Origin of the sequence: Paraburkholderia kirstenboschensis (genome assembly GCF_904848585.1) — a bacterium.
In the GTDB taxonomy this organism is placed as follows: Bacteria; Pseudomonadota; Gammaproteobacteria; order Burkholderiales; family Burkholderiaceae; genus Paraburkholderia; species Paraburkholderia kirstenboschensis.
Genome location: NZ_CAJHCR010000003.1, coordinates 113224 through 128582 on the forward strand (window position 1 = coordinate 113224; position 15359 = coordinate 128582).

At 61.1% G+C, this 15359-nt stretch carries 14 protein-coding genes; 6 read left to right on the forward strand and 8 right to left on the reverse strand.

Annotated features, from left to right (window positions below; translation table 11 throughout):
* Positions 1–66 precede the first annotated feature (66 nt).
* Together JMY24_RS10345 and JMY24_RS10350 are read left to right on the forward strand one after the other, a co-directional pair.
* A complete protein-coding gene (locus JMY24_RS10345; RefSeq protein WP_236597378.1) occupies positions 67–933 on the forward strand; it encodes a DUF2950 domain-containing protein in 867 nt (288 codons plus the stop codon).
* A 351-nt stretch (positions 934–1284) separates the two neighbouring features.
* Positions 1285–2487: a sensor histidine kinase gene (locus JMY24_RS10350; protein ID WP_128598309.1), complete on the forward strand. Its 1203-nt coding sequence runs from the start codon at positions 1285–1287 to the stop codon at positions 2485–2487.
* Between the two features lie 106 nt (positions 2488–2593).
* Here JMY24_RS10350 and JMY24_RS10355 read toward each other — a convergent pair whose 3' ends face one another.
* Genes JMY24_RS10355 through JMY24_RS10365 form a run of 3 tightly spaced genes read right to left on the reverse strand, consistent with a single transcriptional unit; the run spans position 2594 to position 4720 of the window.
* Positions 2594–2824 (reverse strand): DUF3072 domain-containing protein, encoded by a 231-nt coding sequence (locus JMY24_RS10355; protein ID WP_128598310.1) that lies wholly within the window; start codon positions 2822–2824, stop codon positions 2594–2596.
* Entirely contained in the window at positions 2821–3195 is a 375-nt protein-coding gene (locus JMY24_RS10360) for a response regulator transcription factor (RefSeq protein ID WP_128598311.1), read from the reverse strand. Before JMY24_RS10360 ends, JMY24_RS10355 begins: the two co-directional genes overlap by 4 nt.
* Positions 3196–3217: 22 nt before the next feature.
* Positions 3218–4720 carry an ATP-binding protein gene (locus JMY24_RS10365; protein WP_201701987.1) on the reverse strand — a complete coding sequence of 501 codons (1503 nt, stop codon included), beginning with the start codon at positions 4718–4720 and terminating at the stop codon, positions 3218–3220.
* A gap of 463 nt (positions 4721–5183) precedes the next feature.
* Between JMY24_RS10365 and JMY24_RS10370 the strand changes: the two genes are divergently transcribed.
* The 4 genes from JMY24_RS10370 to JMY24_RS10385 all read left to right on the forward strand — a co-directional run bounded on the left by JMY24_RS10370 (position 5184) and on the right by JMY24_RS10385 (position 10335).
* A complete protein-coding gene (locus tag JMY24_RS10370; RefSeq protein ID WP_128598313.1) occupies positions 5184–5501 on the forward strand; it encodes a hypothetical protein in 318 nt (105 codons plus the stop codon).
* Between the two features lie 83 nt (positions 5502–5584).
* Entirely contained in the window at positions 5585–7936 is a 2352-nt protein-coding gene (locus JMY24_RS10375) for an FdhF/YdeP family oxidoreductase (protein ID WP_128598314.1), read from the forward strand.
* Positions 7923–9320, forward strand: a complete 1398-nt coding sequence (locus tag JMY24_RS10380) for a cytochrome ubiquinol oxidase subunit I (RefSeq protein ID WP_128598315.1) — start codon at positions 7923–7925, stop codon at positions 9318–9320. Before JMY24_RS10375 ends, JMY24_RS10380 begins: the two co-directional genes overlap by 14 nt.
* A 25-nt stretch (positions 9321–9345) precedes the next feature.
* Positions 9346–10335 (forward strand): cytochrome d ubiquinol oxidase subunit II, encoded by a 990-nt coding sequence (locus tag JMY24_RS10385; protein WP_128598316.1) that lies wholly within the window; start codon positions 9346–9348, stop codon positions 10333–10335.
* A gap of 80 nt (positions 10336–10415) precedes the next feature.
* Here JMY24_RS10385 and JMY24_RS10390 read toward each other — a convergent pair whose 3' ends face one another.
* The 5 genes from JMY24_RS10390 to JMY24_RS10410 form a co-directional block, all read right to left on the reverse strand.
* The gene (locus JMY24_RS10390; protein ID WP_128598317.1) at positions 10416–10829 is read right to left on the reverse strand and encodes a DUF3331 domain-containing protein; all 414 of its coding nucleotides are present in this window, start codon (positions 10827–10829) and stop codon (positions 10416–10418) included.
* A 15-nt stretch (positions 10830–10844) separates the two neighbouring features.
* Complete coding sequence (locus tag JMY24_RS10395; RefSeq protein ID WP_201701988.1) at positions 10845–11111, reverse strand: hypothetical protein; 267 nt, start codon at positions 11109–11111, stop codon at positions 10845–10847.
* Positions 11098–12048 (reverse strand): helix-turn-helix domain-containing protein, encoded by a 951-nt coding sequence (locus JMY24_RS10400; RefSeq protein WP_201701989.1) that lies wholly within the window; start codon positions 12046–12048, stop codon positions 11098–11100. Before JMY24_RS10400 ends, JMY24_RS10395 begins: the two co-directional genes overlap by 14 nt.
* A 347-nt stretch (positions 12049–12395) precedes the next feature.
* On the reverse strand, positions 12396–13088 hold the full coding sequence (locus JMY24_RS10405; protein ID WP_128598318.1) for a response regulator transcription factor: 693 nt from the start codon (positions 13086–13088) through the stop codon (positions 12396–12398).
* The gene (locus tag JMY24_RS10410) at positions 13078–15282 is read right to left on the reverse strand and encodes a PAS domain-containing sensor histidine kinase (RefSeq protein ID WP_236597379.1); all 2205 of its coding nucleotides are present in this window, start codon (positions 15280–15282) and stop codon (positions 13078–13080) included. The genes JMY24_RS10405 and JMY24_RS10410 overlap by 11 nt, the downstream gene beginning before the upstream one ends.
* Positions 15283–15359 lie beyond the last annotated feature (77 nt).

Below are 15359 nucleotides of genomic sequence, written 5' to 3' on the forward strand. Positions count from 1 at the left end.
TAGGGAGCCGAGATCATGAAGTCACCGTTGCGATCCTGGCGGGCGTGGCTCGCCAACGGGTGCTGCATGACGGCGGCGGTCTGCGCGCTGTTCTTCGGGATCGCGCCCGACGTGCACGCGCAGAAAAGCTTTCCGTCGCCCGAAGCGGCAATGGATGCATTCGGCAACGCAGTCCTCAATGACCAGGAGGCGGCACTGCAGACCATCTTCGGCCATGAGTTCCGCAATCTCATTCCTCCCGTGGGCGCCGAGGTCCGAAGTCGCTTCCGCGATGCCTGGGATACCTCACATACCATTGAGCAGGTCGACTCGCGACACGCCCGTATTGCAGTGGGCAACGACGGCTGGACATTTCCCGTACCTCTGGTCAAGTCCGCACAGGGATGGCAGTTCGATATCCGCGACGGCATCGAGGAAATGCGTTTGCGCCGTATCGGACGCAACGAACTGGCGGTAATGCAAACTATGCTGGCGATCTATGACGCGCAACGCGAATATGCGTTGACCGATCATGACGGCGACGGGCTTCTCGCGTATGCATCGAAACTGACTAGTTCGCCGGGTAAGCAGGATGGCCTGTACTGGCCCACTGGCCCAGACGAACCGCCCAGCCCGCTTGGCCCTGCGTTCCTGAAAGCGGGCGCCCGTCATAGCGCGGACGGCGGCTATTACGGCTACCACTACAAACTGCTCAAATCACAGGGGCCGCATGCTCCCGGTGGCGCCTACGACTACGTTGCGCGCGGCAAGCTGTTCGGCGGATTTGCGGTTATCGCCTGGCCCGTGCGGTACGGAGACACCGGTATCAAGAGCTTCATGGTGAGCCAGGCTGGCGAGGTATATGAGCGCGACCTGGGCGCCGACACCGCGCAGAAAGCGGAGGCGATGAAGTCATTCGATCCTGGCCCCGGCTGGGAGAAAGTGTCTCCTTGACTGGGCGACACATCTGGCCGAGGCAGCAAATGGCTCACACTCGCGCCAAGTCGGCAACGGCCAAAGTTTAATTCGGATTGCAGATAGAGATATAGAGTCGACGCCTCTGATTGCCCTTCGTGCATGGCAGCGGGTTCTCCCAAAGTCCGAACACATCTGCCATGTGCGACAAAATTGTCCGCTCACCATATGTTGCGTGCGCTGCTTATCGCGCACCGTCGCTCCCGTTCGGCTTTGCATCGCAGCATGACCTGCATGTCGCGTCGAGCCGCATTGATGGCAACGGCAACCGGGCCCAGCCGGGCAAAGTGCTAGGATGCATCATCGGGCTCAACAGACGACGGCACACATATGGCGCATTACGCACGCAAAGCAACGCTGGCGGCATCTATCGACGAGCTTCGCCCCGCACCCGGCGAGACAGCCGCGCTCACCGACGTTTTGCGCCACTGGCGAGCCTTCGCGCGAATGACAGAGGCATTGCAAGACGATGTCCCTCTCGCAACCATCCTGGACGAGGCGGCCAAATGCGCTGCCCTTGGCTGCAATGCGCCAATGTCAAAGGTGCTCGAAGTCGAAGGAGACGGCGACGCGCTGGTCGTCAAGGGGCAATATGGCATGGGCGCGGAAGTGATAGGCCGCTCTGCGGGGGCCGTTCAAGCGTGGAATCCGGCCGGTGAGGCGTTAGCCAATGCGAAGCCGGTGGTCGAGCCAGACGTTCGCCAACGGCCTCAGGATAAGGTCCCAGCAATTCTTGTCGAGCACCACGTCGTCACGTCCGTCAATCTCCCTCTCATCAATCGCAGCGGCGCCTACGGCATCCTCGAGGTCGACTTCCGCGAGCCCACGCACTTCGGGGCATTGGAGATGTCGTTTCTTGCCTCGGTGGCGAGCGCACTTTCGGAGAGTATCGAGAAGTACCGCGCGCGCTCCATGCTCACCGCCGATCGCGATGCCAAGGTCGACCTGTTAAGAGAGCAGCAGCACCGCATACGTAACAACTTTCAGCTCATCGTTGCAATGCTTCAACGCAATGGTGCGCTAGCCAAAGATCCGCATGTGCGCGATAGCTTCAGGCAAGTCGAGCGCCGCGTCTTCGCCATGGCTTCACTCTACAACCATCTGCTGGGGCTGGGCGATCATGGCGAACTAGTCGACCTTGGGCGATACCTCGGGTCGATGGCCGACAGTTTCCACGACTTTTACGCCTTGCGCGAAAGCGGTATCACACTTGAGATCAATCTCGTATCGGGCGTCTTCGTGACTCTGGACACATGCACCGCAATCGGAACGGTGGTGAACGAACTAGTTGCGAACGCCGTAGAACACGCCTTCGCCGGGACTTCAGGCCAGTTGAAAATAAGTTTGACGCGAAACCCGTCCGGTGGATACACAATCTGCGTAGCCGATAATGGGCGCGGCTTGCTTCCAGGCGCTCTTGAACACATTGGCCTGCGTACGAGTCGACGGATACTCTCGAGCATCGGCGGGCAACTTCACCACCGCTCGCAAGCTGCTCCGGGAACCGTATGGGAATTAGTGCTCCCGGACTAGCTGCGAACGGCAGGCGCATTGGTCAGTATGCCGGTCAGTGCCCGGCTTCTTCGCCTTGCGCGACGCCAGGCGCTCTCAACACACGAATGGCAAAAAGAAAGCCCGGTCAGGACTTCCCGCGACCGGTCTTGTCCTGAAGTTCGTCGATCCGTCGAGACGCTTCTGCCTTGGTCAGCGAGCCGTCGAACGTCTCTTTTGCTTCTTCGCACAGCGTCTTGAGGTACGAGGCTTGAGCGCCCGTCATCGGTTCTTCGCCCGTCACCCAGTCATCCGGATCTTTCTCGGCATTCGACGTGGGATGCACCTTCGGGTTGTCGTCGCCAGAGCCGGCGTTCAAGCCCCGTCATTCTTCCGGGCGATGGCAAGCTCGATCGAATCGAGCAGCACCTCTTCAGCGAAGGGCTTTCGAAGAAATCCCACCGCACCGTCCCGCATGGCCCGTTCGACTGTCTGCCCGTCGCCATGCGCCGACATGAACACCACTGGAATCGACCGGTGGCCCGCGTTCAATCGACGTTGTACTTCCAGTCCGGGCATGCCGCGCATCCTGATGTCCAGCAACACGCAGAGTGCATCGTCAATCAAGGGCGACGCGAGAAACTCCTCGCCCGAAGAGAAAGCCAAGGTGCTGTATCCAACGGATTTAAGAAGGTTGCCGACGCCGCTCCGTATCGAGGCGTCATCGTCAACGATGCAAACAAAACTCATAGCTGCCACCACTCCAATGCCGTTACCAGGAGGCGACGGCTTCGCCTGCAGTCAGGCTGCGTCGCGCGACCATCCCCAAACCGCGTCCCGATACGGTTTCCGATTGCGCGAGAAACTCCGCCTTCCGCGACAACGCCTCGTCCGCTTCGCCTGAACTGTAGAGCTTGCGCAGCGCGTATTCCCGGGTAGTTTCGAGCAAAAAATATTCCTTGATGTTGCTGCCGCAAGTGGTACCGACGAAGCACTTCGATGCGAGGCCGATAATCGCTTCCGTGACCTTGTTGCACGACAGTTGAGCGAAGGCGGCCACAGCACATGCCGCTTCCAGTGAAAAACGCGCGGAGAATACGCCGAGCCGTTGCAACACCAGTTTCTCGGGGTCGCCCAGCAGTTCATAGCCCCAATCCAGCGACGCCTCCAGGGTCTGCTGGCGGCGCGGCGCGGTACGGCGCCCACCAGTCAGAAACGGAAACCGGTCGTCAAGTTCGAATATGAGCTTACGGATGCCGAACACCGCGGCGCGCGCCGCCGCCAGTTCGATAGCGAGCGGTACGCCGTCGAGCCGGCGGCAGATCGTCGCGATCATCTCGAGGCTACGACGGTCGCCTATTGCGGCGGCGTTGAACGCGGTCAATTGCGCAAGGAAGAGCTTGACCGAACTGCACGTGAGAATGGCATGCGGGCTCGCGTCAACGGCGGGCGTATCCATCGGGTCCACCCAATGCGTGATTTCGCCCCTCGTTCGCAGCGGCTCGCGACTGGTCGCAAGAATCCGCACATCGGCGCTCGCCTGCACCAGCACGTCGCAAACGGTCGCTGCCGATTCGATTACATGCTCGCAGTTGTCCAGCAGAACGAGCAGCTTGCGGCCCTGGACCGCCGCTGCGAGTTCTTTCAACTCGACAGCCTCGCCCTCACCAGGTGCTATACCCAACGCTTCTGCCACGATGCTGACAATGCTCTGCGCCCTTGTGGCCGATGCCAAAGCCACAAAACACGTCTCCATTCCGGACGGATCCGCGATCGACCTCGCGACCGCGATACCCGATTGCGTCTTGCCGACACCGCCCGGGCCCACTAGCGTAACGATGGGCCCGATCGCCAGCGCCCGAGCTAGCTCGGTGGTCGTACTTTCACGGCCAATCAAAGTCCCGTGCAACGCCGGCAAACTGTTGAGACGACCGGCGGCAACGCGAAGCATCGGCGCGGACGCGGACATTCCCAGGTCCACTTCCTGGACCGCCAGGGTCAGGCGATAACCTCTTCCGGAAATCGTGCGGATAGCCTGCTTGTCATCGCCGAAAATCTTGCGTAATGCGGACAGTTGAACATGGATGTTGTTTTCCCCGACCACGGACCTCGGCCACACGTGCTCAAAAATATCGTCTTTCGTAACGGTCGCGCCGCGGGCCTGGATCAGCAGTTCCAGGATGCCGAACGCGCGCGCTCCCAGCGGCAACAATTCTCCACCGAGATAGACCTCGCGCATTTCGAGCGACACTGTTATTCGACCGATCTTGATCATGCGGGAATCACTTCTGGTTGATTAGCGGGACGACGAACCTGTAGGTTTCGCCACTTCGCCCACGAGGCCGTGGCAAGGCGAGCGTCGGTTGAGTCATGGTACTGGGAGGCGTCAGCCGAAACCACTATCCATAGGGATACGACATTCACTGCTTCGGCAAGCCGCCGCATCCTTCCTGCTGCCCGACTGAGCGCGACGGGCTCTTGCGTGCGGCGCCTTATGGTTTGTGCGCGCGTACCCACACCTTCGTATGAGACCGTCATGCTTGCGGACGCTTAACGCAAGGCGTTGCCGCGCGAAGGAGAAAGCCGACGCCACGCAACGGCCGCCCGCGTGCAAATCCACAACCGACCGTGCTGCAACGAAAGCCCGCGTGTGCCTGCGCCGACATACTGGCCGCCATCATCCGACTTGCTGCTCTGGCCGTACGGCTTGTTGCGGCTTCCTTTGGGGAGAACACAACATGGCCGCCTACAAAGCAACGCATTTTCGTCCGCGCTATCGCCGTGCAGCCGTTGCCGCCGCCCTTCTGATTTCAGCGTGGTGCCTCGCGACAATCCACGGCGCACCGGACTTGCTCAAAGCGCTCGAACAAACGGACCGCGACACCCAGTTGCCACTAGAACGAATTGCGGTCGAAGCCGGCCGATCGGAGGCGCCGCAGCGAGCTTCCGGGATGCAGGCGCAATCCCCGTTTGCGACATCAGGATCGTTGGCGGCTTCGAGCCGCCTGCCAGTGGTGCGCGACGCAGGCAAGCAGGAGACAGGCGTGCGAATCTGAAACGGAAGGGCGTTTGCACAATTTCCGCGCCGCGCCGCGTGCCATGCTGCGCCCATGCCCTCTACAAAACGGCGGGAATGGCGATGGCGAAGAAGAAGCAGATCCGTATATATAGCGAGCCTGCCGGCGGCTGGGGCGCGCTGAAAGCAACCGGCGAGGCATTGGCACTGCAGGGCGTCGCCGTATCGGGCACGAAGACATTGCTGCGGATGAATCAGCCGGAGGGCTTCGACTGCCCCGGCTGCGCGTGGCCCGATCCCAAGCACACATCGTCGTTCGAGTTCTGTGAAAACGGCGCGAAAGCGGTGGCCTGGGAAGCTACCGTGAATCGCTGCACACCAGCGTTCTTCGCCGCGCATAGCGTCTCGGAACTGACCGCCTGGGACGACTACGACCTCGAAATGGCCGGCCGCCTGACGCATCCCATGGTGTACGACCGGAGGTCTGACCGTTACGTGCCGATCGAATGGAGCGACGCATTCGCGCTCGTCGCGAAGCATCTGAACGGTCTCGACCATCCCGATCAGGCGGACTTCTACACGTCGGGGCGCGCATCCAACGAAGCCGCGTTTCTCTATCAGGTCTTCGTGCGGGAATTCGGCACGAACAATTTTCCCGACTGCTCGAACATGTGCCACGAAGCAACGAGCGTGGGGTTGCCTCAATCGATTGGCGTCGGCAAGGGCACTGTGCTGCTCGAGGACTTCGAGCATGCGGATGCGATCTTCATCTTCGGCCAGAATCCCGGCACCAACAGCCCGCGCATGATGAGCGATCTGCACAGCGCCTCGCGGCGCGGCGCGAAAATCGTCTCGTTCAATCCGTTCCGCGAACGGGCGCTCGAGCGCTTCGCGTCGCCGCAAGATCCGGTGGAAATGGCGACGCTCGGCTCCACGCAGATCAGTTCGTTTCTCTATCAGGTCCGCGTGGGCGGCGACGTCGCCGCGCTTAAAGGCATGATGAAAGCGATCATCGAGGCCGACGATGCAGCGCTCGCCACGGATCGACCCCGCATACTCGACATCGAGTTCATCGACGGACACACACACGGCTTCGGCGACCTGGCCGCCGATCTGCGCGCCACCGCGTGGGACGCCATCGTCAAGCAAAGCGGCCTGTCGCGCGACGATATTCAGAACGTCGCCAACATTTACATGAGCGCAAAGAATGTGATCCTCGTGTATGGCATGGGGCTGACGCAGCATCATCGCGGCACTGAGAACGTCCAGCAGATCGTCAATCTCGCGTTGTTGCGCGGCAATATCGGCCGACCCGGCGCGGGCGTGTGCCCGGTGCGAGGACATTCGAACGTGCAGGGCAATCGCACCGTCGGGATCACGGAGAAGCCGTCGGCGGCGTTGCTCGACGGCGTCGAGCGAGCGTTCGGTTTCCGGCCTCCCGCGGCTCATGGCCACGACGTGATCGCCACGATCGATTCGATGATGCGCGGCGACGCGAAAGTATTCGTCGCGCTGGGTGGCAACTTCGCCGCCGCCGTGCCGGATTGGGTGCGCGTGCAGGCCGCAATGCGCAAGCTCGACCTGACGGTTCACATCGCGACAAAACTCAACCGCAGCCATCTCGTGCATGGCAAGGAAGCGTTGATCCTGCCGTGCCTCGGCCGCACCGAGATCGACATGCAGGCAGACGGACCACAGTCGATTACCGTTGAAGACTCCATGTCGATGGTGCACGCTTCAGGTGGCCGCAACGAGCCGGCCTCGCCGCATCTGAAAAGCGAACCGGCGATCGTCGCGGGCATTGCGCGCGCAACGCTCGGAGCCGGCTCGCACGTCGACTGGGAACACCTCGTCGCGAGCTATGACCGAATCCGCGACAAGATCGAAATCGTCTATCCGATCTTCCAGGCGTACAACGAACGGATTCGCGTGCCAGGCGGTTTCCATCTTGAATCGACTGCGCGGGAGCGGGTCTGGGCCACGCCCAACGGCCGCGCCAACTTTCTTGTTTTCAAAGGACTCGACGAAGACCCGATACAGCGCGACCCCGACGCACTATGGCTCACCACGATGCGCAGTCACGATCAGTACAACACCACTCTTTACTCGCACTCCGACCGCTATCGCGGCGTGTTCGGGCAGCGCGACGTCGTATTCATGAATCCGCGTGAATTGCACAAGCGCAACTTGCATCCGGGCGAACGCGTCGACGTATGGGCTGTGTCGACAGACGGAATCGAGCGCGTGATTCGCAGCTTCAAGGTTGTCGAATATTCGCTGCCCGACGGCTGTTGCGGCGCCTATTATCCGGAGGCGAATCCCCTCGTTCCACTTTATGCATTCGACCCGCAGAGCCGTACTCCTTCCTACAAGTCCGTGCCGGTGAAGATCTCGCGCGCCGCGGCCGTTGGCCCCGACTCTTCCCACCAGGCGGCCGTTCTCGATACTGCGAGGGTTCATCATGCATCTCAATGACGTGCTCGATCTATCGCGTGCGCAGTTCGCGATGACAGCCATCTTTCACATCCTGTGGCCGATTCTCACCATCAGCCTGTCCGCGTTCCTGGTCCTGATCGAGGCACTGTGGCTGCGCACCGGCAATGTCTCCTATTACCGCCAGGCGCGCTTCTGGAGCAAGCTGCTGGTGCTCAACTTTGCGGTCGGTGTAGTCAGCGGTATTCCAATGGAATTCCAGTTCGGCACGAACTGGGCGGGCTTTTCGCGCTATAGCGGACAGTTCTTCGGCAACATTCTCGGCTTCGAGGGCGCGATGGCCTTCATGCTCGAAGCGGGTTTCATCGGCGTGATGGTGCTCGGATGGGGACGCGTGCCGCGCGGCGTGCATCTGTTTGCGACCTCGATGGTCGCGCTCGGTTCGAGTATCTCGGCGTTCTGGATCATGGTTGCCAATTCGTGGATGCAGACACCGGCGGGCGTGACGGTCGAGAACGGCAAGATCATCGTCACCGACTATGCCGCCGCGATCTTCAATCCGGATATGGTTTGGGGCGTCACCCACATGTGGGTCGCGGCCATCGAAACCGGCATGTTCGTGATCGCGGGGATTTCCGCATGGAATCTGTTCAAGCGTCGCCACCCGGAATTTTTCGCGCAGTCGTTCAAGATCGCGCTCCTCGTGCTCGTATTTGCAGCGCCAATCCAGATCTGGCTCGGCGATTCGAGCGGCGGCAGCGTGTTCAAGACTCAACCGGCCAAGGGCGCGGCGATCGAAGGACACTGGGTCACCAATGCGCCCGGCACCGGCGCGTCCTGGTCGCTGCTCGCGTGGCCGAACAAGGCGGCGCAGCGCAATGACTGGTCGATTGAAGTTCCGGGCATGTTGAGCATTCTCGGCACCCATTCTCTGCACGGTCAGGTGAAGGGGCTCAAGGACTTCGTGCCCGCCGACCAGCCGCCGATGCTTCCGCTGCTCTACTACGCGTTCCGTGTGATGGCCGGCATCGGCTTCCTCTTCATGGTGCTCGCATTCTGGACCGCGTACGTTCTGCGCACGACACGCGGCAATCTCGAACAGTTTCTCGCGCGACGCAAACTGCTGCTTGCATGGGTGCTATGTATCCCGCTGCCTTACGTGGCCGTCGAGGCCGGCTGGATCGTGCGTGAAGTGGGACGCCAGCCTTGGGTCGTCTATGGCCTGCTGCGTACAAAAGACGCCGTTTCCACCGTGTCGGCTTCATCGGTAACGCTGAGCATGGCCATGTTCTTCTCCTTTTACGCGGTTCTGCTGCTGACTTTTTTCGTACTGGCGCGCAACTGGCTGCGAACCGGTCCCGATCTCAGCGTGAATCCGCAGTCCGCCGTGCAAGCAGAGCGCAACGCGGCAGTCACCGAGTACTAAACCATTTACATTGCGAGGCACTCCAATGGACAGCTCGACTCACACGATGCTCGCGATCACATGGTTCGGCGTGATCGGTCTCATGCTCGTGTTCTATGTCATCACCGACGGCTTCGACCTCGGTATCGGAATACTCAGCCTGTTGCGTAAGCGTCGCGAGGATCACGACGTGATGGTGCAGACGATCGGCTCCGTCTGGGACGCCAACGAGACCTGGCTCGTCGTGCTGGGCGGCGCACTTTTTGGCGCTTTTCCCGAAGCCTATGCGCTGCTTCTGGAGGATCTCTATTTGCCCATCATGCTGCTGATCGCAGGCTTGATCATGCGCGGCGCGGCAATCGAATTCAGGCATAGCGTGAGCCACGGTCCGCTCTGGGATAAGGTGTTCGGTGTCGGCAGCCTCGTCGCTGCCATCGCGCAAGGCATCGTGCTCGGCAAAGTCATTACGGGTCTCATGCCCGGCGGTTTGAACGACGTGTTCGTCGTCGTGTCGGCAGTCGGCGTGGTGGCCGGCTATTCGTTGCTCGGCTCGACCTATCTGGTCAACAAGACGGTTGGCGCGATCGAACAATGGGCGCGCCGGCTTGCATTGCTAAGCGCGTTCGTCACTGTGGCTGCCGCCGTGATCCTGACCGCTGCTACCTGGTTCGTCAGCGACGTGGGGCACGGCCGCTGGAGTCAACCAGGCGTGTTCCACGTATTGATGGTGCTAGGGCTTGCCGCCGCCCTCGCCTTCGCGTTCATCGTGGCCGCGCTCTATCTGGGCAGCTCACGCGGACCGTTCAGAGGCGCTGTCGTGCTGTTCGTGCTGTCATTCGCCGGCCTCGCGATCAGTCTCTTTCCCGACTTCGTGCCAGGCAAGCTCGGCATCGTGGAAAGCGCCTCGAACACGTCCACGCTCGTGTTCATGCTGATCGGGATTGGCTTTCTGTTCCCGGTGATGATTGGCTATAACCTCTACCAGTACTACATTTTCCGGGGCAAGGTCGTGACCGGCTCGCATGCGGGCGATTAGAGCAGCATGCTTCGCCTGATAGCTTCGCCGATGCGGGGAATCTGAGCCGACCTCGTGTCGGCTTTGTTGCATGCCGGCTATTACGCCGCAAGGGCGTTGTTCAGGACGGTACACAGGATCATCGCGCCGGCATTGAGCGGCGCGGGCCGGCATGGACGCGGCTTGTAGATTGCATCGCCGCGCTGGATCGGTCGTCCGCTCAAAGCGCAGACACCGGCAATGCGTGCACGGCTCATGTGCCAGACCTGATCGCCATAGGAACAGTGCGTGGAGTCGCGCCACGCCAGAGTCGCGGTGGACGGCGTGGGCCGGTCGATCACGCGGACCTGGACTTCGCGGTGCTGTCCCCGGACCGGCGCGCTGCGATCCCAATGTTCGTTGTGTGTAAGCGCCGCCACGAACTCGTGGTCGCCGTGATCCGTGTCGCCCGACAGCGCGGACAGCAAGCCGAGTGTGCGCAGCCACGGGTCCGTGTAGTTCGCTTTGTCCAGCATGATGACACTCCTCTTTCAGGTGAATCGGCCGATCATCGGACGCCGTTCGTCGTTCGATATCGCAGCGCCCGAACCCGTCAGCACGTCATTTGCAATTCTGATGTCGTTATGTGCATACGCTCTGCCGCCGTCGCTGCCGACAGCCTCGTTGCCGTCAGCGACAATTGCCTTGAGTGCCTGTTGGGCGCACGGCATCGCAAAGAATTGAGCGGGCGCGCCTGACTGCCGCAAGAAGGCTTCACTGATTTCCAGAAACGCATTGATCTGCTTACCGATCGACATTCTTTTTCATCCTCCAGCAATACGGCGTCTCTCCGACCAGACGTTTGAATACCGTCGTAAAGTGAGCTTGGGAGCGGAAACCGCAGCTCAGCGCCACGTCGAGCACGTTGTGGCGCGAGTTGAGAAGAAGCTGCTGTGCGTGCTCGATCCGTCGACGCAACAGATATTCATGAGGCCGCATGCCGGTCGCACGCCGGAATTGCGAGGCGAAATGCATGCGGGTGAGACCCGTGCTATTCGCAATGTCCGCAAGTCCGATGGGCTCCGACAAATGCGCGTCGACGTATTCGATCGCGCGACTCAGCCGCCACGGCGGCAGTGCGCTTGCTTCTCGCGATTTGCGCTCCGCCACGGTGAAGTGACGCGCGATGACACGGGAAACAATCGCGAGACTGACGCTGTCGGTAAAGAGCTTGCCGAGTGTCGCGTCGTCCGACTGCGATACGGCTAGCGCCTGCGCGAGGCGTTCAAGAGCGGGATCGCGCACCAGCTTCGGATCGTCGATGCGTAGTTCGCCTTTATGCGGACGGCCGAACGTGTCCTCGAAGCACTCGCCCAGAACCTGCTGCGATACGAATAGATGCAGCACGTCGGCGGCAGATTCGAACACCGCGCCGCATGGCACGTGGGGAGCGGTGATCTGAATGGCCCCTGCAGTGACGCGTCCGCGAACCAGTGTTTGGCCCGCGTGAGAGAAAGTCAGCGACGTGCATTTCAGATTCATCGCGATGCAATGATGCGCGGCACTGCCGGGATTGACGACCTCGATCCGCTCGCTGTCGTTACGTATCCATCGCGATACGACGATAGCGTTTTTTTGCGCCGCGTTATCGTCGCGTTCATCGTCGGGACAGCGCCATTGACGCTCGCTGCCGATCGAACTCACCCTTCTTTTATGGATGACATCCACGGCGGACAAAGACATCGAACTGGTCATGATCGGTCATCCAGAATAAGTGATGTGATAGTGCAAATTCGAATGAATGCTGCTGTGACTCCAAGGTAACGCACCGCAATTGCGCCCACTAGCCCTACATAAGGTTGAGTGAAATGACCAATGGTTCGGTCGACTCATCTGCAGGTTTAATTGCGCGACGAACGTGCGGACGCGGCCCTCCGCCGTACGTCGCGCGCACCGGGGTTCTGGCGTGTCAGAAGAGAAAGCATTGCCGCGCTTTTTTTCTAAAGCGAAGCAGGTATATGACCTATACGCGGGTATAACCGGGATCGTCTTCAGGGCAGAAGAGCGCTCCGCCGGCGGTTACAGCCGAAAGCGCTGTGCGTTCAGCTACGCGAGCCGCGCGCCGCCGGCTTGGCGGTACTTTGCGGCGCTGTGACGCCGAGTGCTTCGGCCTTCAAGACGAACTCCGCGAGCGAACGCGCGCCCATTTTGCGCATGGCTTGCCCGCGATGGATCTTCACGGTGATCTCGCTCAGGTTCATCTCGCCGGCTATCTGCTTGTTCATCAACCCGGCGGCGACGAACGCCATCACTTCGCGTTCTCGCGCGGTCAGCGAGTCATAACAACGGCGCAGATCGTCGACGACCCGGCTGGCTTCGCGCCGCTCCTGATCGCGCGCGAGCGCGTGCGTGACAGCATCGAGCATGTCCTGGTCGCGAAACGGCTTCGCAAGAAAGTCCATTGCGCCAGCCTTCATGGCTTTGACGGTCATTGCAATGTCGCCGTGCGCCGTCATGAAAACGATCGGCAAGTCCAGTTTGCTCGCGGCAATCTGCTCCTGGACCGCGAGCCCGCTTTGGCCTTTGAGGCGAACATCGAGAATCAGGCAACTGGGCACGTCGGGCATCTCGAAGGCAAGGAATTCCTGCGCGCTGGCGAAGGTTTCAACGGCTAGCCCGACCGAACGCAGCAACATGCTGACGGCCCCGCGCATCGACTCGTCGTCGTCCACCACGTAGACCATCGTTGCGGCCGCACCGTCCGGTTGATCCCGGCTCGTATTGCTACTGCTCATGACATCTCCCATCATCGATCGGCAGAATGAACTGCAGCAGAGCGCCGCCTGCCGCTGGCGATTCTGCCCAGATACGGCCGCCGTGAGCCTCGACTATCGAGCGGCAGATCGACAGGCCTATCCCCATGCCTTCGGGCTTCGTCGTAAAGAACGTGCTGAACAGGCGGTCCGCATTTTCCTCGCTGATCCCCGTACCCGAATCCTGCACGCTCACGAGTGCATGGTCGGCGTCGAACATACCTGTGGCGATACGAAGCTTGCGCGGGCCGCTCACGTCGGCCATTGCCTGCACGCTGTTCATTAGCAGGTTGATCAACACCTGCTGCAATTCCACCCGGTCGCAACACGCTTCCGGTGACAGCTCATTAAGGTCCCATTGCACTTCGACTGCATGCCACTCGAACTCGCGCCGCATCAGTTCCACGGATTCGGCGACGATGCCGTTCAGAGCGACCGGGGCAGGAACGCTGTCGCGCTTTTTCGCCATTGCCCGAATTCGCTGGATGATTTCACCGGCACGCTTTGCGTCCCGGACAATTTGCGTAACGGATCGCGTTGCTTCGCCCAGTTCGGGAGTCGGTCTGTTCAGCCACCGCAAGGCCGCGCCGCCGCATGCCACCACGGCCGCGATCGGCTGCGTGACTTCGTGTGCAATCGACGCCGCCAGTTCGCCGAGCATGGTGATGCGGGTCACGTGCGCGAGTTCGGCGCTCGAACGTGCGAGTGCTTCCTGGGCGAGCGTGGTTTCGGTGATATCCATCAGGGCACCGACATATTCCGTGCCGCCGGATTGCGGCGTGGTCAAATGGGCAACGTAGTGCACATATTTGACGGAGCCGCCGGGCATTGCAAGGCGGTACTTGACATCGACTAGCGCCGCGCCGACTTTCGCCTGCTCAAAAGCGCCACGAACCGCTGCGATGTCGGCGGGATGGGTCCGTGCAAGAATCGCGTCGAAGGACGGGACGACATCCCGGCTGTATTCGAAGATCTGGAAAGACTCGTCCGACCACCACATCGACGCCTCGGGAAAATGCGTGGCAATACTGCCTGTGCGGCTCAAACGTTGGGTGTCGGCAAGGAATGCCTCGCTGCGTTCCAGCGCCTGCTCGGCCTGCTTACGGTCCTCGATGTCGGTATTGACGCCATACCAGCGCAGAATCGCACCGGCTTCGTCGCGCAGCGGCTCCGCACCGAGATGCATCCACCGGTAGGCGCCTGCGCTGGTGCGGATTCGGGACACGTTTTCGAACGATGCTCCGGTTGCGATCGCGGAGCGCCAGGCGCGCTGCATCTGTGGCAAATCGGCCGGATGCACGATCGCCGACCAGACGTCCGCGCCGCTCTCGCCCTCTTCCAGCGTCACGCCCATGTCGGTCCAGCGCCGGTTGATGAACGCGAGCGTGCCGTCGCCGGATGAACTCCAGACCATGCCGGGAATCGCGTCGATGGTGGCGCGCAGTTCTTCCTGCTGACGCTGGACCCGCGCCTCCATCTCCTTGCGGCGGGTTATGTCGTTGTTGGTCGCGAGCACTGCGCGAGGCGTGCCGGTCGCGTCGCGCCAAAGCGCCGCGCGGGTCGAAACCGCGACGACGCTTCCGTCGCGTCGAACGCGCTGAAGCTCGCCATGCCAGCGATTCGAACGCAGCAGTTCCTCATTTATGTCTTCGGGCGAAACCGGAAAAGAGGTCTGTGTGAGTTGATGAATCGGCTGGCCGAGCGCCTGTTGGGCAGTCCAGCCATACAAGGCTTCCGCGCCGTGGTTCCAGAACGTGATGCGGTCGTTCATGTCATGAACGACGATCGCGTCGTGAGCCAGGTTGAGCAGCTGGATCTGCTCCTGCAGCGTCATTGCGGCAGCCTGGTTCCTCAGACTGAGTACCGAGGTGGTGCCGATCGCGACCAGACTCACGAGGCAGCGAGCGGCCGCCCCGTTCCAATAGCCGCCTTCATGCGACATCACGAATCCGAGCAGCGTCAGCGCCACGCAGCCCCAGGTCGCCGCGACCGTGACCGCACGATTGTTGGTCGACGCGACGAGCAGCACCACCACCACGTAGAGGACGGCAATTGCGATATCGAGCGGCGTGAGCGCGTCGATCAGGAACACCACCAGCGCTATGAGCGCGGCGAGCGCCATCGGGATGCTGGTGTCGCGGTTCGCGGCGAGTAGAACGCTTGGGTAAGTTTTCATGGCGGCGGATCAACGCGCTACCAGGCGAAAACCAGGCGTGACGAGGCTGACAACCATGGACATAGGGCTTTTTGGAA